Below are 22,623 nucleotides of genomic sequence, written 5' to 3' on the forward strand. Positions count from 1 at the left end.
CCCGGCGGCGCCCTGCATAGGCCAAGGCGATAGAACGAATCATGAAATCGGCCGCCAGGGCCGCCTCTGTTCCACCGTGAGACGGCCGTCGATTAGCGAAGTCAGTCAAAATTCTGTTAAGTATCTAAATTTCTGTGATTTTTAATGGAATTGCCACGCAAGCGCCTCCTTAAGTGCAAAAAGGTAAACTTGGTTTACGTCTTGTTAACCATAGTTTATTGTCGTCGAGGTCGGGTGATCCGACCAAATACAGGAGTCGTCGATGGTAAACGAAGTGATCGTTGAAGAACTCAGCGAGCAGGAAGTCGATCTGGTTGCGGGCGGTGGTCCGAGCCACGAATCGAGCGGTGGCATTCGCGGCTGATTTGTCAGTCGCTTCTGGTCACCACGATCAGATTGATCCTATGGCCGGGGGGGCGCGCGCGAATAAGCGATCGTCCGCCCGGTTTTTATTTGCCAGGACCTGACACGGCATTTTTTCATCGCCTCGGGACAGCAGAGCATCCTAGAAAGCCGCTCAGGGGGACCGGATGCCACTCTTCAGGCGACAAGCACTCGATCATCACAACCGGCTGCACGGGGACATTTTCCTCGTCCCTCCACTGCGCTGGCAGGCCATCGGCTGGCTGTTGCTCGGTCTGGTCTGTGCCGGTGTAGCCTGCCTCGCGTTCGGCAGCTTCAGCCGGACCATCAAGGCCGAGGGGAGCCTGCACATGTCAGACATGCGGTCACCCTCCCCTTCCCAACCCGCAGCGCGCCCCTCGCCGGAATGGACGGCCCGCGTGACCGTCCCGCTCGCCCAGATCAAGGATGTTCATCAAGGCCAACAAGCCCGGGTCTCGCTCGCTGGCGGCAGCGCTGCCGACGCAACGACGCTGAGCGGCACGATTGCGGCGATCGCGACGCGCATGGACCCCGGCGAAACAACGGTGCCGGTTCTGATCCGTCTGGGAGGGCAAGGCGCGGAGCCGCGCAACGGCGGGGCCGCGGCGATTGACGGACAGCCTGTCACCGCGACCATCCTCATCGAACGGGTCCGCCTGTGGCGCTGGCTGTTCGCGCCGGTCCTTCCCCGCAGCGAGTCCTAGATGAACGCGCTGATTGCCAAACTCACGGGCCGGCGGCGCATTCGCCCGATCCTCCAGACCGAGGCGGCGGAATGCGGTCTCGCCTCGCTGGCAATGGTCGCCAACTGGCACGGGCATGAGCTTGATCTCAATGCCCTGCGCCAGCGCTTTGGCGTGAGCGCGCGGGGCATGACCCTGCGCCAATTGATGCAGACTGCGGATGATATGCAGCTGCTGCCGCGCCCGCTAAAACTCGATCTGGCCGGCCTGCATCTTCTGCATCTGCCCGCCATCCTCCATTGGGATCTGAACCACTTTGTCGTGCTCGAGCGCGTTGAGCCGGGCCATGCCTATGTCGTCGACCCGGTGGGCATCGCGCGTTGGTACACGTTTGACGAGCTGGGACGCCATTTCAGCGGTGTCGCGCTGGAACTGCGCCCCTCGCAGGACTTCCAGTCCGTCCGGGCTAGGCGGCGCCTGCGCTTTCGCGATCTGTGGAGCGGCATGACGGGCGCACGCCGCACCTTTGCGCAGACGGTCATCCTCTCCATCGTCATGCAGATCTTCATTCTCGCCAGCCCCTTCTATCTGCGCACCGCCGTCGATGAGGTTCTGCCTGCGCAGGACGGCGGCCTGCTGCTCACGCTGGCGCTGGGATTTGGCGCGCTCGCGCTCATTGGTGCCGGCGCGGCGCTGCTGCGTAAATATGTGCTGCTGTCGTCAGGCGCTCTGCTCTCTTTCGGCATCACTTCCAACATCGTCCGCCACCTCTTCCGCCTGCCCATCGCCTGGTTCGAGAAGCGCAAGGTGGGAGACATCCTCACCCGCGTGCAATCCGTACTGCCGATCCAGCGCTTCCTCATCGAAAGCGCGCCGCTCGCGTTGATCGATGGCACGCTCTCGGTCCTCACCCTGGTGATGATGTTCCTGATTGCGCCCAACCTTGCGCCGATCACGCTGGTCGGGCTCGTCCTTTATTCCAGCGTTCGGCTGGCCTTGCTCGCACGCGAGAAACAGCGTGAGGCGGAATATGTGAAGGCTCTCGCCCGCGAACAGGGGACGCTCATCGAGACATTGCGCGGCATGGTCACGCTGCGCCTCGCCGGCCGCGAAGCGATGCGCCACAGCTACTGGCAGAACCGACTGACCGAGGCGCTCGGCGCGCGCTACCAGCACGAGCGCGTGAAGGCCTGGCACGAGACCGCCAAGACGATGATCCCTGCTCTGGAGCTGGTGGTCGTGATTTTCGTCGCCGTGCGCGCCAATATGGATGGCGCCCTCACGCTCGGCACCCTGTTCGCCTATCTCGCCTTTCGCACGCAATTTGTGCAGGCGGGCCAGTCTCTGCTGGATGAAGGCGTCAAGCTCCGCCTGCTCGAACTCCACCTCGATCAGCTCGCGGACATCGTGCAGAGCGAGGAGGACGCAGGCTTTGCCGAACCGCTGAGTCATGCCGACTTCTCCGGCCGGGTGGAGCTGCGCGATGTGCATTTCTCCTATGGCCCGCACGATCCGCCGGTGCTGCGGGGCGTCGATCTCGTCATCGAGCCGGGCGATCATGTCGCGATCACCGGCGCTTCCGGCAGTGGCAAGACCACGCTCGCCAAGATCATCCTTGGCCTGATCGATCCGACCAAGGGGGAGGTGCTGATCGACGGCCAGCCACTGCCGCAGTTCGGCCGCCGCGCCTTTCGCCAGCATGTCGCTGCGGTGCTGCAGGACGATGTCCTCTACGCCGGGTCCATCGCCGATAATGTCGCGGCATTTGGGGAGATCGACCCGGATCGCCTGCGGGACTGCCTCAAAGCCGCCGCCATTCTGGAGGACATTGAGGCGATGCCGATGCGGACCGAGACGCTGGTCGGGGATATGGGCTCAACCCTGTCCGGCGGTCAGAAGCAGCGCATCCTGCTCGCCCGCGCGCTCTATCGTGAGCCGGCACTCCTACTGCTGGATGAAGGCACCGCCCATCTCGACCTGAAGCATGAGGCCATGGTTAATCGCGCCGTCGCTGCATTGGGCATCACCCGGCTCATTATCGCGCATCGGCCAGAGACGATTGCTGCCGCCGACAGGGTGATCAGGGTGGAGAACGGGGTGGTCACGAGCGATAGTCAGTCGCGGTCGACGACAAGCTAGAGCAAGCATAACGCCAGTTTCATACCGCAGACGGTGCGCTAGCGCGTCGCGACGACAGTCGGCCCAAGCTATCGAAGACCGCCGCAACAATCTCGCGGCCTGTCCACTCTCGCAAGCCTTTCCATCTCTTGTGAACAACTTGTTCATAGTTTCCTGACATTGACGTCCACTGGCGACTGAACCGCCCGAGTGTGGACCAATGTTGCGATTGCGCCTCCTTGCGAGACTGACCCGGTCGGCTCGCAGCCTCATCCTCGCCGCGGCATGCCTCATCGGCATGATCGTGATGATGAGTGGCGCCGGCACGTCGCTGGACAATTTGACCCGCACCGAGCGCTACCAGCACTTCCCCAAGAAGCCGAGCGGCGAGCTTGTTATCGTTAAGATCGACACGCCCAGCATCAAGGCGCTGGGCACGTGGCCCTGGCCGCGCGGGCGCCATGGCGAGCTGATCGATGCCCTGAATCGCGCCGGCGCCGAGCGCATCGTCTCCAACATCATTTTCGATCAACCGGCGGCGGACCCGGCGCAGGACGACCGGCTCATCAAGGCACTCGCAGCCTCTAAGGCCGATGTCTATCTGGCCGCACTGCTGGAAAATCGCTCCAATGGGCGGGCAACCTACGAGGCGTTGCCGACCGCGGCCTTGCTGCCCTATGTCACCCCGGTCAACGTGTGGCTGCATAGCGATCCCGACCAATATTATCGGCGACTGGTGCTCAATGCTCCGGTCCTGGGTACGGAATTGCGCGATATTTCCCAGGCGCTTGCCGGCACCAGCTATCCGGGTGAAGGCTCCTTCCCCATCGATTGGTCCTATTGGTGGAACCAGATCGACCATATTTCCTATTCGGACGTGCTGGCCGGCAAATTCCCCAAGGACTTTTTCAAGGGCAAGAAGGTCCTGGTCGGCATTGATGCGTTCGGCTTCGGCGACCAGTTCAACGTCCCCTATCATGAGAAGCTCTCCAGCCTTTATGTCTTTGCCGCCGCAGCGGAGACGCTGATCGCCGGACTGCCGGTCGAGGTGGGGCCGTGGCCGGCCATGCTGCTCGCGCTGGCGCTCATCGGCCTCTCCTTCCTGCTCAAGCCGCGCTTTCGCTACCCGCTCTATCTGGCTGGAACCATCGGGCTGGTGCCCGCGCAGATCTACACGGAACATTTGACGCTCTGGCGCCCGGATGTCGGCCCGGCAATCCTTACGCTGGTCGCGGCGCTGGTCGCCCAGTCGCTCCTCAGCGTCGCGCAGGCCTTGCTGGATCGCAGCACCAAGTCGGCTGAGGCGGGGCTCCCCAATCTCGCGGCGATGGTGCTCAACGAGGGCGAAGAAGGCGTGACGATCGTTGTCAGCCTGCGCAATTATGTGGAAACGACGGCGCTGCTTGGCCTGGCGGCGCAGGGCACGCTGCTCGCCAAAATCCGCGACCGCCTCATTCTCGCGGCAGGCCACGAGCGGATCTACCAGATCGACAATCACAGCTTTGCCTGGCGGAGCCGGGAGGATGTGCCTCAGGTGGTCGACAGTCTCGAGGGTCTGGAAGCGCTGTTCGCGCCGGGGGTCCAGGTCGAACAGCTCACGGTCGACATCACTTTGCACGCCGGCTTTTGCGACAAGCCGGACATGAGCGTGTCCGAAGCCATTCCCAAGGCAGTCCTCGCGGCGACCAACGCTACCAATCGCGGCATCCTGTGGGAGCGCTACGAGACCGAGGAGGACGAGCTGTTCTGGAAGCTCTCCATCCTCAACGAGTTCGAGCAGGCGCTGCGCCGCGGCGATGTGTGGGTGGCCTACCAGCCCAAGCTGGACCTGCACGGCAATCGCATCACCAGCGCCGAAGCGCTGATCCGCTGGATTCACCCCGAGCGCGGCTTCATCCGGCCGGACCGGTTCGTCCGCGCCATCGAGGATGCGGGGCGAATCGAGCGGCTGACGCTCTATGTGCTCGAACGCGCCATTGCCGACTTCGCGCCGCTCAATCTCTCGGTCGCAGTCAATCTCTCAATGCGCATGGTCGGCAAGAACAAACTGGAGGCGCCGCTTCGCCTGCTGCTGGATACCTACGGAATGCCTGCCGAAAATCTTACGCTGGAGATTACAGAATCGGCCAGCATGGCGGACGAACAGGGCATCGCCGAACTGGAGTCGCTCCGGGCGATGGGCGTGCATATCTCCATCGATGATTATGGCACCGGCCAATCAACGCTATCCTATCTCAAGCGCTTGCCGGCGTCCGAACTCAAGATCGACCAGAGCTTCGTGCGGCAAATCCTCACCAGCCGCAGCGATGCTGTGTTGATCAATTCCACCATCAAGCTGGCCCATGAGCTCGACATGCAGGTGGTTGCCGAGGGCGTGGAGGACGAGAATGTCCTGCAGGCACTGGCCGCCATGGAATGCGACATCATCCAGGGCTATCATATCGGTCGCCCGGTGGCGCTTCCCGACTTTCTCGCCAATCTGCAGGCGGCGAACCGCAAGGCTGCGAGCCGAGCCCGCAAGAGCGCCCTTTCCGCAGCATAACAGGCAACGAAAAAAGGCGCCGGATCATCAAAGACCCGGCGCCTTTTGGGCGTTTATGTCGGTCTATTTACCGCACCGAACCGCGACGGACCAGATTAACGATCGCGAGCAGCACGATGGCGCCAAGCAGCGAAACGATGATCGAGGTCAGATTGATCGCACCCGACGTGATCGGAGCGGCGCCGAGGACCGGGGACAGCAGGAAGCCGGCGAGAACCGCACCGACAATACCCACCACGATATTCAGCAAAATGCCTTGCTGGGCATCGGTGCGCATGATCAGACTGGCAAGCCAACCAACAATGCCACCGACAATAAGAAGAATGATAAGGCCCATATTCCGTCTCCCTCAGTGATGTTGAAGGCAAAACAATTGTCTGAGGAATTCGTTCCGTTCTTGCTGAACTGATAGTTGACAAAGGCCGTCATCTTGAATCGAGTACAGGTTGTGACATGGCCCATCTTGCGGCCGTAACTTTACACAAGTTACAGGCCCAATTGCGCCTCGATCACGCGCCGCAAGTCTTCGAGGCGATAGGGCTTCTTGAGAATGGCGACCGCGTTCCGATGCTCCGCCCCGTCCATGGCGTCACCCGCGCCGGTGGCGAAGGCGAACGGGATGCCCCTGTCCGCGAGACGCGCCGCGACGGGAAGGCTGTCTTCCTCATCGCCCAGCTTGAGATCGAGCAGCCCGAAATCGAACGCGACCTCGTTCACGAATGCGAGCGCCTCGGCGAGGTTGGCGGCCACCCGCACATCGGTGATGCCCAGGTCTTCGAGCAGGGCTTCGGTATTCATCGCGATGATCGGATTATCTTCGACCAGAAGAACGGCATGGGGGCGTGGCGACAAGGGCGAGCCTGTTAGCAAGGATTGACGGGATGATTATGCGCACCCGCCCGAGACGATCCACAGCGTTGCGATGGACCGAACCAAGGGCGGGTCTTTACGCTTGTTTCGAGATTAAAGGCTGGCGACCTTGTCGAGATCCGCCAGCATTTCCGTGTGGGAGACGGCGCGGCTCTTCGAGCGCCCGCCCTTCTCACCCTCGTCACCGAGCATATCTTCCAGGCTCCGGCGGGCGCGGGCGACGCGGCTTTTCATCGTGCCGACCGCACATTGCGCGATGTCCGCGGCTTCCTCATAGCTGAAGCCGCCCGCCCCGACGAGCAGCAAGGCCTCGCGACGTTCCGGCGACAGGCGCATCATCGCGGCCCGAAGATCGCCCATGTGAAGGCCGTCTTCCTGCCCGGCGGGCTGGCTCAGCAGCTTTTCGGCAAGGTCGGGATCATAATCGCCGCGGAACCGGTTGCGTCGCGCTTCGCTCAGATAGACGTTGCGCAGAATGACGAATGTCCAACTACGCATGCTGGTGCCGGGCTGGAAGGAATCCCGCGCGGCCCAAGCCTTGAGCATCGTCTCCTGAACGAGGTCGTCGGCATAGTCCGGGCGACCGCACAAACCTCTCGCGAAAGCGCGAAGGTGCGGAAGAACGCCGGTCATCTCCGTACGAAAATCATAATTTTTCGGGATGTTACTGGCTGTCACCGCTTTTATCCAGCTTCTTGAGGAGCGCCACAAAGTCGTCCGGCAGTTGCTCGTCGACGACTTCATCGTACATCCGCCTCAAGCCTTCGGCCCAAACGGGTTTTGCGCGACCACTGCGCTGCACGGAGTTCTTTCCGGGCTTTTCAGGCGTGCTGGACATGCCCCTACTTGCCTCGCAGAATATAGAATTGTTGAGATGTGACTGCACAACCGTTCCCAAAACCTCTGAAATCCAATTCCCGCCCCCTCGTAAAGTGACTGATGTGCGTTCCGGAGCGCAACTCACGCCGCGACAGCGCGCAACATCCAGACATTTTCCTCATGCTTTCCGATGCGAGCTGTCAACATGTCTGCACTAAAGACATCGTCGCCTTCTTCGGCGACCGCGACAGCCTCACGAAGACGCCGGGCGACCGCTTCGTTATCCTTGATCAGCGCATCAATCATCTCGGCGGAGGACTGGACCGTCTTGCTGCTCTCCACCACGCTGCGCTCGGCATAGTCGCCAAAGGCTGCAGGAGCGATGTGGCCAAGCGCCCGAATGCGCTCCGCCAGCGCGTCGATGGCCAGCGCCAGATCCTCATATTGGGCTTCGGTCAGCTTGTGCAGACCAAAGAAGCTCGGCCCGACGATGTTCCAATGTACACCCAGCGTCTTGAGATACAGCGAGAAACTGTCAGCCAGAGCATCGGCAAGCTTGTCGGCAATCGCATCGACATTCTGCCGATCGATCCCGGTATTGAAGGCCGCATCTTTCGGCTTTGCATTCAGGGCGCTATTCGCCATCACTGATCTCCGCTGGGGGCGTACGAGTGGGGGAACGATCCCAAGGGGAAAGAGTTCCGATCTAACGGATCACGGCGCTTTGGCACCTCTTTGGTAATTTGGGTTCATGGTGAATTGGGATATTGGCAAACGTGCCAAGCGACGCTTCGATAGCTGGTTAAGAGAGTATCCCCGGGCAACGCCGATCGGGGTCTTCCTGTTTTCGCTCACGCTTGTTGGGGCCAGCGCGTGGTCTGTCGAAGTCGCGTCCGAGCGGACGCGGCGAGCGGCGGCCGTTATGCAGGCTGGGGAGATCGTGGCCGCTCTGCAGCGGCAGGCAGCCGCCAGTTCCGCCTATTTCCAGGCCACCAGCGCGCTCTTTCTCAGCGCAGACGGGGTCAGCCCCGAGTTCTTTCGCGACTTCATCACCCGGCTGCGCCAGGATTATGATTTTACGGGTGTCGTGGCCATTGGCTGGGCGCGCCACACCACAGCCGCGGAACTGCCGGAACTGACCTCAAGAATGCGGGAAGCGGGATATGAGAGCTTTGCCGTCAACCCGGCCCCCGCGCAATCCAGGCAGCCGATGTATATCATCACCATCGTCGAGCCCAATTCCTTGGCCAATCGCCGCGTACTTGGCTTCGACATCCATAGCGACGCACGGCGCGCCGCCGCGATCGACCGCGCGTTGCGGACCCGCTCGATGGCAGCGACAGACCCCGTCAAGCTGAAGGTCGACGAGAATGCCGACCACAACACCGGCATTGTCGTGCTGCTACCGGTCGCGCAGAATGATGAGGGCCCAGTCAATGGCTTCATCTATGGCGCCATCCGGGTCGAGGAATTCATTCGCGCTGCTGTGAAACCATCCCTGCTGGAAACCGGCCGGATCGAGATTTTCGATACCACACCGGATGGGCAGGAGCGCATCTTTGCCGCCGGCGATAGCGAGAGAGTGGAAAGGCCGCTGGAGCAGCGCTTTTCCCTGTTCGATCAGCAATGGTCCGTGCGCTTCTATCCGGCCGGTGAGCACTGGCTCTACCCCCTCACACTGGTCGTACTGGTCGGCGGCGTCTCCTTTTCGATGCTGCTGCTCGCCTACATCCTGCTCGTGCAGCGCCGCAACGAGGATCTCGTCGCGCTCGTCAATGCGCAGGCCGAGCGCGAGGCGGAACGCGCCGCTTTCGTGCGCGAACTCAACCACCGGGTGAAGAACTCGCTCTCCAACGTCACGTCAATCATCGCCCTCACCCGTCGAAACGCGACCGACATCAACAGCTTTGCCGACAATCTGATGGAGCGGGTGCGCGCTCTGGCCGCCAGCCACTCATTGCTGGATGGCGCGCAATGGGGGCCAACGGACCTCAAGGCGTTGATCGAGACGCAATTGGGATCGCATGGCCACGCCCGCGGGCGCATTGTGTCCGATGGCCCCAATGTGCTGATCTCGCCCAACGATGCGCTGTCCATCGGCTTGGCACTGCACGAGCTGCTCACCAACGCGACACGATATGGCGCCTTGTCCGCCGATCAGGGCGAAGTGCATCTGCACTGGTCGGTGGGAGACGAGAAGATCTCGGTATCATGGGAAGAGCGCGGCGGTCCGCCGGTTGTGGAACCGGTCAAGCGCGGCTTTGGCCTGAACCTGATCGAACGGGCATTGGCCCACGAGTTGGGGACGCCGATCCGCATCGACTTTTTGTCGAGCGGCCTCATGTGCACGTTCGACATCCCCCTGCGCAAACCGAAATCATTCCAGTTGCGCAGGAAGGATGGCGCCGCTTAACGCAGCGGCGCCGTTGATCCGAAGAACGCGACCTGCCCGATCGTCGCGCGAACGAAATCGTCGCTGAACGGCTTGGTGATCAGATAGGTCGGCTCCGGGCGCTCGCCGGTGAGCAGGCGTTCCGGGAAAGCAGTGATGAAAATCACCGGAACCGAGAACTTGCCCAGGATCTCGTTGACCGCATCGATCCCCGAACTGCCGTCCGCCAGCTGAATATCGGCCAGCACTAGATCCGGTCGGTGCTGATCGAACAAAGCTACCGCCTGCGCGTGCGTCGCAGCGGTGCCCACCGCAACATGGCCGATAGAGGTCACGATTTCCTCGATCTGGAAGGCGATGAGCGGCTCATCCTCGATGATCAGCACATTGAGACGGCTGCTGGAATCGATATCCGCCAGCGCGCTGTCGATCATCTCGCGAACATCGTCCTCGGGGCAGTCGAGAATCTCGGCGATCTCGCTTTCCGAAAAATCTTCCACGGCGTTCAGCAGCAGCGCCTGACGGGCCAGCGGCGTCACCAGTTCCAGGCGATTGCTGGCAGCCGTGCCTTCATCCGAGCCGAGGCCGCCGCTCATCGACAGCTCGGCGCCGGCGGAAGCGTAGATGCGTGAGAAGGCACTGAACAGCCCGGTCCGCGATGTGGAGATTTGTTCGCGCAGGCTGGAATCGGCCAAAGCCGCCTCCAGAAGCTCCCGCACGAAACTGTCACCCAGCGACTGAGACCCCGTCAGAATTCGAGCATATCGCCGCAGATAAGGAAGTTGCCGCGCGATAAGGTCGGATAGAGCCATATGAACGTGTCTCCTGCATTTCAGCCAGCGCCCACAACCAAGAACACCGCATGACGCGGTGGAGCACCAAAAGTGCGCGGAATGTACGGTTTCGACAGGGTTCCCCACAAGAAATTTATTTTTGCAAACCTCGGGAACCAACGCGATTCAGGTGCATTTGAGGATCAGCATTGACATTAGTCTGCCCCCGATAATGTCAGCGTCACTTGACCGGTTTCCGCTCCTCCTCACCCCCCAAAGTGCGGAAACCGGTCAACCACCCCACATTATCTCCCGTCCTTCCTCTGCTGAGCCCGTACGCGCGCGGCGAACAGAGGAACCATCCGTCCGAACCACCGTTGGGTTCAGGAAGGTTATCACGAGGAGTTAAGCCATGCACATTCGCACAAACCGTTCCACGCCTCTGGAAGACGGCCGCGACGTGATCATAACGCTTCGCTCCCGCGCGGAGGATATTGCCGAGCGTGGTCTTGCCAGGGCAACAACGCTGGCGGACGAGGCCGGCCGCCGGGCATCCCGGTTGGGGAAGGACACAGCGCGCAAGGTTTCGAAGGGCTCGAAATCCCTCGTTGAGAATGTGCGCGATCATGTCCCCGGCATGAAACGCTCAGGGCTCGCGGCTTCGCCGGCCGCCCGGTTCGTCCGCCGCCACCCCGCCCTGCTCGTTGCCGTCGGACTGACCGCTGCGACGGTGGGATATCTCGCATGGCGCGCCCAGCAAGACACTGAAGAATCAGACGATTCTTCCGAGGGTTAATGAGCGAAAACCATTCTCTGCCAAATTAAGCGAGAAAGTTTTCGAAGGCCGGAACGAACCCGTCTATAGCTCGTTTAACGGGCAGATCTGGCACCATCAGGCTATTTTAGATGCTGCTAGCCCGGTGGTGCCAGATCCCCTCCTTCGCCTCGGACAGGCCAAGGGCCCGCGGACACGGGCCCTGACACAGCCTCGAAGAGCGCCTGCATCCGCAGAAAATCTTGACATCGGCGCCCGCCTTCATCATGGCGCAAGCGGTTGCCCGTGTGATCCACAAGAGTCACGCGCCCTCTATTCACGGAATTCTGATGCCCTTTGCCGATCTCGGCCTTTCGAACGAATTGCTGCAAGCCGTCGGCGAGGCGGGGTATTCAGAGCCGACTCCGATTCAAGCGCAGGCAATTCCCTCCGTCCTGATGATGCGGGACATCATCGGCATCGCGCAGACCGGCACCGGCAAGACGGCCAGTTTCGTCCTCCCGATGATCGACATTCTGGCTCAGGGCCGCAGCCGCGCCCGGATGCCGCGCAGCCTCATTCTCGAGCCGACGCGCGAACTCGCGGCGCAGGTCGCCGAGAATTTCGAGAAATACGGCAAATACCACAAGCTCTCGATGGCGTTGCTCATCGGTGGCGTCTCGATGGGCGACCAGATCAAGGCGCTCGAAAAGGGCGTCGACGTGCTGATCGCGACGCCTGGTCGCCTGATGGACCTGTTCGAGCGGGGCAACATCCTGCTGACCGGCTGTTCGCTGCTGGTCATCGACGAAGCGGACCGGATGCTCGACATGGGATTCATCCCCGATATCGAGAACATCTGCACCAAGCTGCCCGCGAACCGGCAGACGCTGCTGTTCTCGGCGACGATGCCGCCGCCGATCAAGAAGCTTTCGGATCGCTTCCTGAGCAATCCCAAGTCCATCGAGGTAGCGCGCCCGGCAACCGCCAGCGCCAACATCACGCAGATGCTCGTGCCTGTCGCCGAGCGGGCCAAGCGCGAGACGCTGCGCTCGCTGCTCCGGAGCGAGAGCGCCGAGAGCGCGATCATCTTCTGCAATCGCAAGACGATGGTGCGGGAGCTGAACAAAAGCCTCAAGCGCCACGGCTTTCGGTCTGGCGAAATCCACGGCGATATCGATCAGGCCGCGCGCATCGCGGAGCTGGATCGCTTCAAGTCCGGCGAGATCAACCTGCTGGTCGCCTCCGACGTTGCCGCGCGCGGGCTCGATATCAAAGGCGTCAGTCACGTCTTCAACTTCGATGCACCCTGGCATCCGGACGATTATGTGCACCGCATCGGCCGCACTGGCCGTGCCGGCGCGACCGGTAAGGCGTTCACCTTCATCACCAACAGCGATGCCGAAGCTGTCGAAAATATCGAGAAGCTGATCGGCACGAAAATCCCGCGCCTCGACATGGGCACGCAGGCCGTCGACGATGGTGAGGACGAAGGACGCGATCGTCGCGGTGGCGCGAAAGGCGCATCCAAGCGTCCGGCGAAGGCACCGGCTCGGCGCGAGCGTGGCGCCGACGCCAAGGGTGATCGTGAAACCGAATCGCCAGCTCGCGAGGCACGCCCCGCCCGTGAGGATGCGCGCCCTGCGCGTGAAGATCGCCAGCCCCAGCCACGGCGTCAGGATGCACGGTCTGACGCTGAGCGTCCCAAGGCCCCGCAGCAACGCAATCGCGCGGATCAGGAGCCGGATGACGGATGGAACGGCCCCATGCCGGATTTCCTCTCCGTAGGTTTCGACAACTAAACCTGCCGACGATACAGACGGGAAGGCTCGGGGACGCGGCAGCGCGCCTCCATGCCTGCCAACTGGCGGTGCGCGAACCGGCGATTTCTGTGCCACCCGACACTCAGGTCGCTATCGAAACGCGACGCGCCACCAACACGCAAAACCCGATTGCAATCGGCGCGGGCCTTGCCTATAGGCAGCCCTCCCTGGGGGCTGTAGCTCAGTTGGGAGAGCGCGTCGTTCGCAATGACGAGGTCAGCGGTTCGATCCCGCTCAGCTCCACCAGGGATTTTTCTTCCAGCCACGCTATCGCTCCCTCCCCGGCTTAAGCCGCGCGGGGGAAGACGCATTTTCTGTGAACCGGTCCACCTTTTTGGGGTTGCCACTCCGGCCATCCCACGGCATAGGCGCCGGACCTGATGACGGCTCCGCAACGGACCGACATGGATGGCCCCTTCGTCTAGCGGTTAGGACGCGGCCCTTTCACGGCTGAAACACGGGTTCGATTCCCGTAGGGGTCACCACTTAGACTTTCCCACATTATCAAGCGCAGCATCCCACTGGTCGCGCTACCGTCACTCCGCCGGGGCCATGGCGGTCGATGGACCATTTGCCTCGTCCAGCGCCGCCAGATCGCCGCGTGCTCGTGCCTGCCGACCGTAGACCAGTTCAAACAGCGGACCCGCCATCACCGTCGTGACGATGGCCATCAGCACCAGCATCGCGAACAGCGTCGGACCGATAATGCCCTTTTGCAGGCCGATGTTGATGATGATGAGTTCCATCAGCCCCCGGGCGTTCATCAGCGCGCCGATGCCCAGTGCGGTGCGATGATCCTCCCCCGCCAGCCGCGCGGCGGCCCAGCAGGCCCCGAATTTGGCGATCACCGAGACGAGCAGAATGGCCAGCGCCGTCAGGAGCAGCTGCACGGAGTTCACCATGTCCATGCGCGTGTTCAGGCCGGAATAAGTGAAGAACATCGGCAAGAGCAGCACCACCACCAGCGGCTCGACCTTGCGCTTGATTTCCAGCGCGATCAGCCCGCGCGGCATACAGGCGCCGAGCAGGAAGCCGCCGAAGATCGCGTGTATGCCGATTGCATCCATGAGAAACGCCGAGAGGCTGAACAGCGCAAGGACGATGGCGAGCACCGTCATGCTTATGCCGCCCTCCGCCTCAACGAAACGCCCGAGCGGGACGAGCAGCCGACGGCCCCACATCAGCATGAACCCCGCATAGAGCAGCGCGCCGACGATGGCGATCACCGCGACCCCCGGCCCGGCGCCGAAGGTCGCCAGCACGACCGCGAGCACGCACCAGGAGGCGGCATCGTCAAAGGCGCCCGCCGTCAGCGAGAGCGTGCCCAGCGACGTGTTGGCGAGGCCGCGCTCGTTGATGATCCGCGCCAGCATGGGAAAGGCTGTGAGCGCGATGCACGCGCCGAGGAACAAGGTGGCGCTCCCCCGCCCCACCCCGGCCGTGAACAGCCCGTCGATCGTCAACAGCCAGGGGGTGATCACCGCCGCCAGCATGAACGGCACGGCGATGCCCGCCGCCGACACCGCGCCGGCGGCGCGCGCCTTCGAGCGGACGTGATCGAGCCGGAGCGTCAATCCAACCAGAAACATATAGAGGCCTACGCCAAGCTGCGCGCCGACATAAAGGACGTTGCTGGTTTCCTTGGGGAAAATCGCGGCTTGCAGATCGGGCGCGAACAGGCCGAAGAGCGACGGACCCAGCACGACGCCGGCGATCATTTCCCCGACCACCTGCGGTTGCCGGAACAAGGTGCGGCCGAGCAATCCAACCACCCGGCAGGTCACAAGGATGACGGCGATCTGTAGGAAGAAGTGCACGCTGTAGTCGGATGGCGTGAAGCTCACAGCGGATTGAACGGCGGGGCCGTGGGGCGTCAAGACGCGGCCCAGTTCACCCCAAAGCGATTGCTGCATCGCGCCCTGCTCCATGTGTCCTCCCCGATGGCCCGCTTGTACCGCGCCTGACCAGAAGCTACCATGGTAGCGTTATCATTGGAAGCGAGGACTGCAGCGCCTGTGAATGGCCAACTGGCGCGTCTGGCCCAACAAAACGCGGCTACGCGCTGCCTATAGATTGTCCGGCGAGCTGGGGAGGCATCGGAAATCCGGCGATACAAAAACTTCCCGAGCGCAGCCGCACCCCGTTGCCTTTGCGCGCCCGGCCTCATATGTCGGAGTAATAATGGGAGTCCCTCATGTCCGAATTCCGCTCGATCACTGCCGAAACCGGTGCGCCTTATGGTGATCCACTTCCCGTCCACGGCCCGCAGGATGTCGCCGCGGCCTGCGCTGCTGCCGAGGCGGCCTTCGAGGTCTATCGTGCGACGAGCCGCGAAGATCGTGCGCGCTTCCTGGAGCGTTGCGGCGAGGAGATCATGGCGCTGGGCGATGGCCTGATCGAAACCGCCATGCGCGAGAGCGGCCTGCCGCGCGCCCGGCTCGAAGGCGAGCGTGGACGCACCGTGGGCCAGCTGCGCATGTTCGCCGATGTCGTGCGCAAAGGCTGGTGGCAGCAGTTGCGCGTCGACCCCGCCATGCCCGAGCGGCAGCCCCTGCCCCGCCCCGATCTGCGGATGCGGATGATCCCGCTCGGCCCGGTGGCGGTGTTCGGTGCCTCCAACTTCCCACTCGCCTTCTCGACTGCCGGTGGCGACACGGCCTCTGCGCTCGCGGCGGGTTGCCCGGTCGTCGTCAAGGGCCACCCGGCCCACCCGATTACGGCCTCGCTGATGGCGCAGGCGCTGACGGCGGCGGTGAAGGCCTGCGATCTCCCGGCAGGCGTGTTCAGCCAGATCATGGGGCCGTCGCACGAACTCGGCGCCGCGCTCGTCCAAGACCCCCGCATCACGGCGGTCGGCTTCACCGGCTCACGCGCCGGCGGCCTTGCGCTGGTCAAGTTGGCGCAGGCCCGCCCGGTTCCAATCCCGGTCTATGCGGAGATGTCGAGCATCAATCCGGTTCTGCTTCTCCCGCAGTCCCTCAAGGCGCGCGGCGCGGCGCTGGGCACCGCCTTCGTCGGCTCGCTGACGATGGGCGCCGGCCAGTTCTGCACCAATCCGGGCCTGCTGATCGCCATGGAGGGCGACGGGCTCGATGCCTTCATTGCCAGCGCGACCGAGGGCGTGGCAGCGGCCGCGCCACAGACCATGCTCACCACCGGCATTCGCGATGCCTATGGGAAAGGCGTTGCGGCGCTAACCGATCATGAGGCCGTCGAGACATTGGCCAGTGGCGATCCCGGTGAAGGCACGAGCGGCGGCGCCATCTTGTTCCAGACCAGCGCGCAGGCTTTCCTCGCCAATCCCGATCTCGCCGACGAGGTGTTCGGCGCGAGCGGCATCCTCGTGCGCTGCGCCGATGAGGCCGAGGTCATGGCGATCCTCAAGGCGCTCGAAGGTCAGCTCACCGCGACGCTCCATATGGACGCCGAGGATGAGCCGCTTGCTGCGCGGCTGCTGCCGGTGCTGGAACGCAAGGTGGGGCGTATCCTCGCCAATGGCTGGCCCACGGGCGTCGAGGTCTGCCACGCCATGGTCCATGGCGGCCCCTTCCCGGCCACGTCGGACGGCCGCACCACCTCGGTGGGGAGCCTCGCCATCGATCGCTTTCTGCGGCCGGTGAGCTACCAGAATCTCGCCCAGTCGGTGCTGCCAGAGCCGCTGCGCGATACCGCGCTGGGGGATGGCATCCCGCGCCTGTATGATGGCACTTTGCTCGCCGGTCGCTGAGGCCGGCACTCCCCGACGAGACAGCACGAACCGGCGCCCGCGCGGCGCATGAGGAATGGAAGAGGACGTCCAATGGCCACGCGTTTGCTGCAACATCAGGCACCTTCCGGCGCGCGATCCGTGATCCTCGCCGTGGATGACGAGGCTTGGCTGCTGCAGGGCAGCAGCAGCATCCGGGCACTGGCGCAGGACGCCCTCGCCCGGCGCCAATCGTTGCTGGAGACCGTGCAGGATTATGCCAAGGGTGCCTCTGTGGATCTCGCCGCCGCCTTCTCGGCCGGCGAATTGCTCGCGCCGATCGATCATGAAGACCCGGCCCATCTGCTGATGACCGGCACCGGTCTTACCCATCTCGGCTCCGCGGAAGGGCGGGACAAGATGCACAAGCAGGCGCTGAAGGCCGAAACGCTGACGGATTCGATGCGCATCTTCCTGGAAGGGCTGGAAGGCGGCAAGCCCGCGCCCGGTGAGGTCGGCCAGCAGCCGGAATGGTTCTACAAAGGCGATGGCTCGCAACTGCTCGGTCCGCACCAGCCGCTCGACATGCCAGCCTTCGCGCAGGATGGCGGCGAGGAGCCGGAACTGGCCGGAATTTACATCATCGATGCAGACGGAAAGCCGTGGCGGCTCGGCTTCGCGCTTGCCAACGAGTTCAGCGATCATGTGACAGAGCGGCACAATTATCTCTGGCTGGCCCACTCCAAGCTCCGCAAGGCCGCGCTCGGGCCGGAATTGCTGCTCGGCCCTTCCCCAGCCCATATCGAGGGAACCAGCCGCATTCGCCGGGGGGATGACGTGATCTGGGAGAAGCCCTTCCTCTCGGGCGAGGCGAACATGTCCCACAGCATCGCCAATCTCGAGCACCATCACTTCAAATATGCGCTGTTCCGCCGGCCGGGTGACCTGCACGTGCATTTCTTCGGCACGGCCACTTTGTCCTTCAGTGATGGCGTAAGCGCGCAGGAAGGTGACGTGTTCGAGATCAGCGCGGCGCCCTTTACGCTGCCGGTCTCCAACCCGCTCACGCGCATGGCAGAAACCCGCGTCACCCCGGGCGTGCTGTAATGAGCGCCAGCCCCATTCGCATCGCGCTGCAGGGCGTGGGCAAGATCGCGCGTGACCAGCATTTTCCCGCCATCGCCGCCAATCCCGATTTCGCCCTGACCGCGACCGTCAGCCGCCATCCCGCCGGCTTGGACGATATCCCCCATTTCAGCGACCTTGAGGCGCTGATCGCCCATGGCCCGGCGGTGGATGCGATCGCGCTGTGCACACCGCCGCAGGTGCGCTATGCGCTCGCCGCCCGTGCCATCGAGGCCGGTTTGCATGTGTTTCTGGAAAAGCCGCCCGGCGCCACCCTGTCGGAAGTCATTGCGCTGCAAGGTCTGGCGGAGGCGGCCGGCGTCACCCTCTTCGCCTCCTGGCATTCGCGCTATGCCGCCGGCGTCGAGCCGGCGCGCCAATGGCTGGCCGAGCGGCGGATCGAGCATGTGTCGATCATCTGGCGCGAGGATGTGCGCGTGTGGCATCCAGGGCAGGACTGGATCTGGCAACCGGGGGGCCTTGGCGTGTTCGATCCCGGCATCAATGCCCTCTCGATCCTCACGCAGATCCTGCCCAACCCGGTGTTCCTCAAGGATGCCACGCTGCAATTCCCCGAGAACCGGGCTGCGCCAATCGCCGCCGATCTGCGCTTGTCCGACACGCTCGGCACGCCGATCCACATGGATCTCGACTGGCGCCAGACCGGACCGCAGAGCTGGGACATCATCGTGGAGACCGACGCCGGCACTGTGCATCTGGCCAAAGGTGGCGCCGTGCTCTCCCTGCCCAAGGGCACGGTCGAGAGCCCCGATGTCGAATATCCCGGCCTCTATGCTCGCTTCGCCGAGCTGGTGCGCGATGGGCGCAGCGATGTCGACACCGCGCCGCTCTGCATTGTCGCCGACAGTTTCCTGCGCGGCCAGCGCGTGCAGGTGGAAGCCTTCGAGGATTGAGCCGGAAAATCTGGCTGTAAGGGGTTGCCGAATCCTGATCGGCCAATCATGATAACGCTACCAACAAAGAGTGGGGAGAGGACGATGAGCGTGTGCGGCGCGCGGCGGGGCTTGGGATATGCCCGACCTGTTCTGGCGCTCGGCTGTCTTCTTGCGGCCAGCGGCGCATTGGCCGCCCCTCAGCTTTCGCCGGTCTGGACGGATCAGGCCATCATCCAGCGCGACGCGCCTATCGTCATCGCCGGAACCGCCGCCCGAGGCGAGACAATCCGCGCCACTCTCGGCAGTGAACAGGCCGCAGCCACGGCGGATGACAATGGCGCCTTCACCCTGCGCTTCCCTCCCCGCCGGGCCAGCGAAACACCGCTGACGCTTCAGCTTTCGGGCGCTGATGGCGTTGCTGTAACGGTGCGCGATCTGCTTGTCGGCGATGTGTGGCTGTGCTCGGGCCAGTCCAACATGGAGTTCCCGGTCGCGCGAGCATTGAACGGCCCGATGGTCGTCATGCAGTCGGGCGACCCCGGCCTGCGCCTGCTGCAAATTCCCAAGGCGACCGCCAGCCTGCCCGCAACGCGCTTCGGCAGCCCGACGGCATGGACAGCCGCGACGCAGCAATCGACGCCGGACTTTTCGGCTGCCTGCTACTTCATGGGCAAGGCGTTGCGGGCGCAGCAACATATCCCCATCGGCCTCATCCATGCGAGCTGGGGCGGCTCGCGGCTGCGACCCTGGCTCACGCCGGATGCCGCCGAAACGCTGGACGGCAAGGACGATCTGGCAATGCTGCGCCAACATGCCACCGACCCGCTCGGCGCCGTCACCGCCTTCGCCCCGCAATGGGAGCGCTGGTATCGGGACGAGGCAGAGAAGAGCGAGCCCTGGCGCAAGCCGGACAGCCTCAGCTGGCAGGATGTCCCCGCCATCGGCGTGTGGAACGACTGGGCGGGCACGCGGCTCGCGAAGGATGCCACCGGCACCGTCTGGCTGCGCCGCACCGTGCGGCTGACCGGCTCACAGGCTAAGGCCGGCGCGATGCTGGAGCTGGGCATCATCGACGATATGGACATGACCTTCGTCAACGGCCGCGCGGTGGGCAATACGTTCAGCTGGGACGAGGCGCGCCGCTATGCCGTCCCGCCTGCGTTGCTCCATGCGGGCGATAATGAGATCATGGTCGCGATCAGCAACAGCTGGGACAAGGGCGGTTTCACCACCGGCCCGGAACGGTTGAAGCTGACGATCGCAGGCGGTGCTGAGATCCCCCTCGCGCAAGGCTGGCGCTACAGCATCGCCCCCGTCCCCAGCTTCCCGCCGCGCCCGCCATGGGACGGCAATGGCGGCCTGGGCGTCATGCACAATGCCATGGTCGCGCCGCTCGGGCAGATCGCCCTGCGCGGCGCTGCCTGGTATCAGGGCGAGAGCGACGTGGACGTCCCCGGCTATGCCCGCCGCCTCACCGCGCTTGCGGCAGGATGGCGTCACCAGTTCGGCAAGGACATGCGGATGCTCGTGGTGCAGCTTGCCAATTATGGACCCGCGCAGCTGGCCCCGGCGGTGTCCGGCTGGGCGACCCTTCGCGAGGACCAGCGCGCCTTCGTCAGCAGCGATGTCAATGCCGCCTTGGTGACCGCCATCGACATCGGCGAGCGCACCGATATCCACCCTGCCAATAAGGCGCTGCTCGGCGCCCGGCTTGCCATGGCCGCGCAGGGAACGCCCTTGCCGATGCCCATGCAGGCCTTGCGGACGCAGGGGCGGATCAGGATCAGCTTCTCAGGCATTGAGGGCAGCCTCGCCGCATGGAGCGCTGCTGCGCCCATCGGCTTCGAGCTGTGCGGCGATACGCAGGAGAGCTGCCGCTATGCGCAGGCGCGCATCTCGGGAGCGGACGTGTGGCTCGAGGACGATGGCCTTGCCGCCAGCCGGGTGCGCTACGCGTGGGGAGACAGTCCCATTGTTAACCTGTTCGATGGCCGCGCGCTGCCCGTTCCCGGTTTCGAGCTGCCGATCCGCAGCGAGGTGCAGCCCTGACACGAGATCATTCGCACTGACGACATTCACAAAAGGGGAGAGAGACATTGAGATTTGCGACATTGGCCCTGCTGGCCACAGCGATAAGCCTTCCGGCTTTCACCGCCACCACGACGCCCGCCGCCGCGCAAGCGCGTGCGAGCGACGCGGTGGAAGTCCGCATTGACGCCACCAAGCCGGGCGCGACGATCAGCCGCGACATCTTCGGCCAGTTTGCCGAACATCTCGGCACCGGCATCTATGGCGGCGTGTGGGTCGGCAAGGATAGCAAGATCCCCAATGTCCGCGGCATCCGCACCGATGTCGTCAACGCCCTGCGCGCCATTCGCGCCCCGCTGGTGCGCTGGCCGGGCGGCTGCTTTGCGGACGAATATCATTGGCGCGACGGCGTAGGCCCGGCCAAGAACCGCCGCAGCTCGATCAATTCCAACTGGGGCGGCTCGGTCGAGACCAGCGCATTCGGCACCGACGAGTTCATGGATTTCGTCGGCCAGGTGGGCGCTGAGGTCTATCTCAACGTCAATGTCGGCTCCGGAACGGTGAAGGAAGCGGCAGATTGGGTCGCCTATATGACCGCCGATCCCACCACATCGGCCGGCAAGGAGCGTGCCGACAATGGCCATCGCGAGCCTTACAAGATCAAATATCTCGGCCTCGGCAATGAGAGCTGGAGTTGCGGCGGGGCGATGCGGCCGGAATTCTATGCCGACCAGATGAAGCTCTATGCGCGCTTCGTGCGCAACTATCACCCCGAGCAGGGCGAGGGAAAACCCGATGCCATGCTGCGCGTCGCCGTCGGGCCGGGCGATGACAATACCGCCTACACCGATGAGGTGATGAAGACCTGGAAGCAGCATGACTGGGCCTGGTCGATCGAGAGCCTCTCCCTCCATCGCTACACGACCGGCGGCTGGCCGCCCTCCTACCCCAGCGACGCCTTCGATGAGGGTGCCTACGCCCGGCTGGTCAAGGAAACGCTCGGGATGGACGGCTTCATCAAGGCCAATGCGGCGGTGATGGACAAATATGATCCCGAGAAGAAGGTCTCGCTCGCCGTCGATGAATGGGGCGTGTGGCTCAAGCCCCTGCCCGGCACCAATCCCGGCTTCCTCCAGCAGCAGAACTCGCTGCGCGACGCCATTATCGCGGCGCTCAACATCAACATCTTCGCGCGCCATGCGGACCGGGTGAAGCTGACCAACATCGCACAGATGATCAACGTGCTGCAGGCGATGATCCTCACCGATGAAGAGAAGATGGTGCTCACGCCCACCTATCACGTCTTCAAAATGTATGTGCCGTTCCAGGATGCGACCTTCATTCCGGTCAGTTTCCAGGCCGGTACGTTCCAGCATGGAGACATCACCATGCCGCGCATCGATGCCGTGGCAGCGAAGGACAAGCAGGGCAAATACTGGCTGGCGCTGACCAATGTCGACACCCAGCGCGCCGCGCCGGTGACGGTGAACGTCGCAGGGCTGAACGTTCGCTCGGCCCGCGGCGAGGTGCTGACCGCGCCCAAGGTGGACAGCATCAACAGCTTCGCCGCCCCCAATACCGTCAGCCCCAAGCCGATTACAGGCAGCGTGCGCGGCGGCAAGCTGACGATCGACATGCCAGCCAAGTCCGTCGCGGTGATCGCGCTGGAGCCCTGATGTAGAAGCGGCGCGGGCAGGCACGATCGTGCCCGCGCCAGCCCTCCTGTTGCCA

The 22,623-nt window shown here is 63.5% G+C and carries 18 protein-coding genes and 2 tRNA genes; 13 read left to right on the plus strand and 7 right to left on the minus strand.

The genetic code is table 11. The annotated features are described in order from the left end of the window. The first annotated feature begins 530 nt into the window (after positions 1-530). The 3 genes from M2333_RS07680 (at position 531) to M2333_RS07690 (ending at position 5,727) form a co-directional block, all read left to right on the plus strand. Complete coding sequence (locus M2333_RS07680) at positions 531-1,088, plus strand: HlyD family secretion protein (protein ID WP_264611369.1); 558 nt, start codon at positions 531-533, stop codon at positions 1,086-1,088. Continuing rightward, on the plus strand, positions 1,089-3,206 hold the full coding sequence (locus M2333_RS07685) for a peptidase domain-containing ABC transporter (RefSeq protein WP_264611370.1): 2,118 nt from the start codon (positions 1,089-1,091) through the stop codon (positions 3,204-3,206). It abuts the gene before it with no gap. 199 nt (positions 3,207-3,405) lie between these two features. Next, positions 3,406-5,727 carry an EAL domain-containing protein gene (locus M2333_RS07690; RefSeq protein ID WP_264611371.1) on the plus strand — a complete coding sequence of 774 codons (2,322 nt, stop codon included), beginning with the start codon at positions 3,406-3,408 and terminating at the stop codon, positions 5,725-5,727. A gap of 67 nt (positions 5,728-5,794) precedes the next feature. Here the strand turns inward: M2333_RS07690 and M2333_RS07695 are convergent, their stop codons facing one another. The 5 genes from M2333_RS07695 to M2333_RS07715 all read right to left on the minus strand — a co-directional run bounded on the left by M2333_RS07695 (position 5,795) and on the right by M2333_RS07715 (position 8,061). Then, positions 5,795-6,064: a GlsB/YeaQ/YmgE family stress response membrane protein gene (locus M2333_RS07695; RefSeq protein ID WP_264579271.1), complete on the minus strand. Its 270-nt coding sequence runs from the start codon at positions 6,062-6,064 to the stop codon at positions 5,795-5,797. A gap of 149 nt (positions 6,065-6,213) precedes the next feature. Further along, positions 6,214-6,579 carry a response regulator gene (locus tag M2333_RS07700; RefSeq protein ID WP_181559223.1) on the minus strand — a complete coding sequence of 122 codons (366 nt, stop codon included), beginning with the start codon at positions 6,577-6,579 and terminating at the stop codon, positions 6,214-6,216. Positions 6,580-6,690: 111 nt separating this feature from the next. Further along, positions 6,691-7,230 carry a sigma-70 family RNA polymerase sigma factor gene (locus M2333_RS07705; protein ID WP_264572220.1) on the minus strand — a complete coding sequence of 180 codons (540 nt, stop codon included), beginning with the start codon at positions 7,228-7,230 and terminating at the stop codon, positions 6,691-6,693. A 31-nt stretch (positions 7,231-7,261) separates the two neighbouring features. Continuing rightward, complete coding sequence (locus tag M2333_RS07710) at positions 7,262-7,435, minus strand: NepR family anti-sigma factor (protein ID WP_264569909.1); 174 nt, start codon at positions 7,433-7,435, stop codon at positions 7,262-7,264. Between the two features lie 122 nt (positions 7,436-7,557). After that, positions 7,558-8,061, minus strand: a complete 504-nt coding sequence (locus M2333_RS07715) for a Dps family protein (protein ID WP_264569908.1) — start codon at positions 8,059-8,061, stop codon at positions 7,558-7,560. A gap of 295 nt (positions 8,062-8,356) precedes the next feature. Here M2333_RS07715 and M2333_RS07720 point away from each other — a divergent pair, with 295 nt between their 5' ends. Then, a complete protein-coding gene (locus M2333_RS07720; RefSeq protein WP_264611372.1) occupies positions 8,357-9,829 on the plus strand; it encodes a CHASE domain-containing protein in 1,473 nt (490 codons plus the stop codon). Here the strand turns inward: M2333_RS07720 and M2333_RS07725 are convergent. Further along, positions 9,826-10,620, minus strand: coding sequence for a response regulator (locus M2333_RS07725; RefSeq protein WP_181559218.1), 795 nt, complete (start codon positions 10,618-10,620; stop codon positions 9,826-9,828). The genes M2333_RS07720 and M2333_RS07725 overlap by 4 nt on opposite strands. A gap of 373 nt (positions 10,621-10,993) precedes the next feature. Between M2333_RS07725 and M2333_RS07730 the strand changes: the two genes are divergently transcribed. The 4 genes from M2333_RS07730 to M2333_RS07745 all read left to right on the plus strand — a co-directional run bounded on the left by M2333_RS07730 (position 10,994) and on the right by M2333_RS07745 (position 13,643). Beyond that, positions 10,994-11,377 carry a hypothetical protein gene (locus tag M2333_RS07730; RefSeq protein WP_264611373.1) on the plus strand — a complete coding sequence of 128 codons (384 nt, stop codon included), beginning with the start codon at positions 10,994-10,996 and terminating at the stop codon, positions 11,375-11,377. A 308-nt stretch (positions 11,378-11,685) separates the two neighbouring features. Further along, positions 11,686-13,137 (plus strand): DEAD/DEAH box helicase, encoded by a 1,452-nt coding sequence (locus M2333_RS07735; protein ID WP_264611374.1) that lies wholly within the window; start codon positions 11,686-11,688, stop codon positions 13,135-13,137. A 191-nt stretch (positions 13,138-13,328) separates the two neighbouring features. Further along, positions 13,329-13,404 (plus strand) — tRNA-Ala (locus M2333_RS07740). Between the two features lie 164 nt (positions 13,405-13,568). After that, a tRNA-Glu gene (locus tag M2333_RS07745) sits at positions 13,569-13,643 on the plus strand. Between the two features lie 51 nt (positions 13,644-13,694). On the opposite strand, the gene M2333_RS07750 is transcribed toward M2333_RS07745, so the two are convergent. Then, positions 13,695-15,071: a cation:proton antiporter gene (locus tag M2333_RS07750; RefSeq protein WP_264611375.1), complete on the minus strand. Its 1,377-nt coding sequence runs from the start codon at positions 15,069-15,071 to the stop codon at positions 13,695-13,697. A gap of 281 nt (positions 15,072-15,352) precedes the next feature. On the opposite strand from M2333_RS07750, the gene M2333_RS07755 reads away from it, so the two are divergent. The 5 genes from M2333_RS07755 to M2333_RS07775 all read left to right on the plus strand — a co-directional run bounded on the left by M2333_RS07755 (position 15,353) and on the right by M2333_RS07775 (position 22,568). Then, entirely contained in the window at positions 15,353-16,885 is a 1,533-nt protein-coding gene (locus M2333_RS07755) for an aldehyde dehydrogenase (NADP(+)) (RefSeq protein ID WP_264611376.1), read from the plus strand. 72 nt (positions 16,886-16,957) lie between these two features. Next, a complete protein-coding gene (gene araD1, locus M2333_RS07760; RefSeq protein WP_264611377.1) occupies positions 16,958-17,950 on the plus strand; it encodes an AraD1 family protein in 993 nt (330 codons plus the stop codon). Continuing rightward, complete coding sequence (locus M2333_RS07765; RefSeq protein WP_264611378.1) at positions 17,950-18,882, plus strand: Gfo/Idh/MocA family protein; 933 nt, start codon at positions 17,950-17,952, stop codon at positions 18,880-18,882. Before araD1 ends, M2333_RS07765 begins: the two co-directional genes overlap by 1 nt. Positions 18,883-18,966: 84 nt before the next feature. After that, positions 18,967-20,913 (plus strand): sialate O-acetylesterase, encoded by a 1,947-nt coding sequence (locus tag M2333_RS07770; protein ID WP_264611379.1) that lies wholly within the window; start codon positions 18,967-18,969, stop codon positions 20,911-20,913. Between the two features lie 47 nt (positions 20,914-20,960). Beyond that, complete coding sequence (locus tag M2333_RS07775) at positions 20,961-22,568, plus strand: alpha-N-arabinofuranosidase (protein WP_264611380.1); 1,608 nt, start codon at positions 20,961-20,963, stop codon at positions 22,566-22,568. Positions 22,569-22,623: the final 55 nt, after the last annotated feature.

It is taken from the genome of Sphingobium sp. B11D3B, assembly GCF_025961735.1.
In the GTDB taxonomy this organism is placed as follows: Bacteria; Pseudomonadota; Alphaproteobacteria; order Sphingomonadales; family Sphingomonadaceae; genus Sphingobium.

Coding starts and splice junctions, on each gene's coding strand:
- M2333_RS07685 (WP_264611370.1), top strand. CDS start 1,089: ATGAACGCGCTGATTGCCAAACTCACGGGCCGGCGGCGCATTCGCCCG.
- M2333_RS07705 (WP_264572220.1), bottom strand. CDS start 7,230: ATGACCGGCGTTCTTCCGCACCTTCGCGCTTTCGCGAGAGGTTTGTGC.
- M2333_RS07770 (WP_264611379.1), top strand. CDS start 18,967: ATGAGCGTGTGCGGCGCGCGGCGGGGCTTGGGATATGCCCGACCTGTT.
- M2333_RS07710 (WP_264569909.1), bottom strand. CDS start 7,435: ATGTCCAGCACGCCTGAAAAGCCCGGAAAGAACTCCGTGCAGCGCAGT.
- M2333_RS07725 (WP_181559218.1), bottom strand. CDS start 10,620: ATGGCTCTATCCGACCTTATCGCGCGGCAACTTCCTTATCTGCGGCGA.
- M2333_RS07750 (WP_264611375.1), bottom strand. CDS start 15,071: ATGCAGCAATCGCTTTGGGGTGAACTGGGCCGCGTCTTGACGCCCCAC.
- M2333_RS07755 (WP_264611376.1), top strand. CDS start 15,353: ATGTCCGAATTCCGCTCGATCACTGCCGAAACCGGTGCGCCTTATGGT.
- M2333_RS07735 (WP_264611374.1), top strand. CDS start 11,686: ATGCCCTTTGCCGATCTCGGCCTTTCGAACGAATTGCTGCAAGCCGTC.
- M2333_RS07695 (WP_264579271.1), bottom strand. CDS start 6,064: ATGGGCCTTATCATTCTTCTTATTGTCGGTGGCATTGTTGGTTGGCTT.
- M2333_RS07715 (WP_264569908.1), bottom strand. CDS start 8,061: ATGGCGAATAGCGCCCTGAATGCAAAGCCGAAAGATGCGGCCTTCAAT.
- M2333_RS07730 (WP_264611373.1), top strand. CDS start 10,994: ATGCACATTCGCACAAACCGTTCCACGCCTCTGGAAGACGGCCGCGAC.
- M2333_RS07690 (WP_264611371.1), top strand. CDS start 3,406: ATGTTGCGATTGCGCCTCCTTGCGAGACTGACCCGGTCGGCTCGCAGC.
- M2333_RS07765 (WP_264611378.1), top strand. CDS start 17,950: ATGAGCGCCAGCCCCATTCGCATCGCGCTGCAGGGCGTGGGCAAGATC.
- araD1 (WP_264611377.1), top strand. CDS start 16,958: ATGGCCACGCGTTTGCTGCAACATCAGGCACCTTCCGGCGCGCGATCC.
- M2333_RS07680 (WP_264611369.1), top strand. CDS start 531: ATGCCACTCTTCAGGCGACAAGCACTCGATCATCACAACCGGCTGCAC.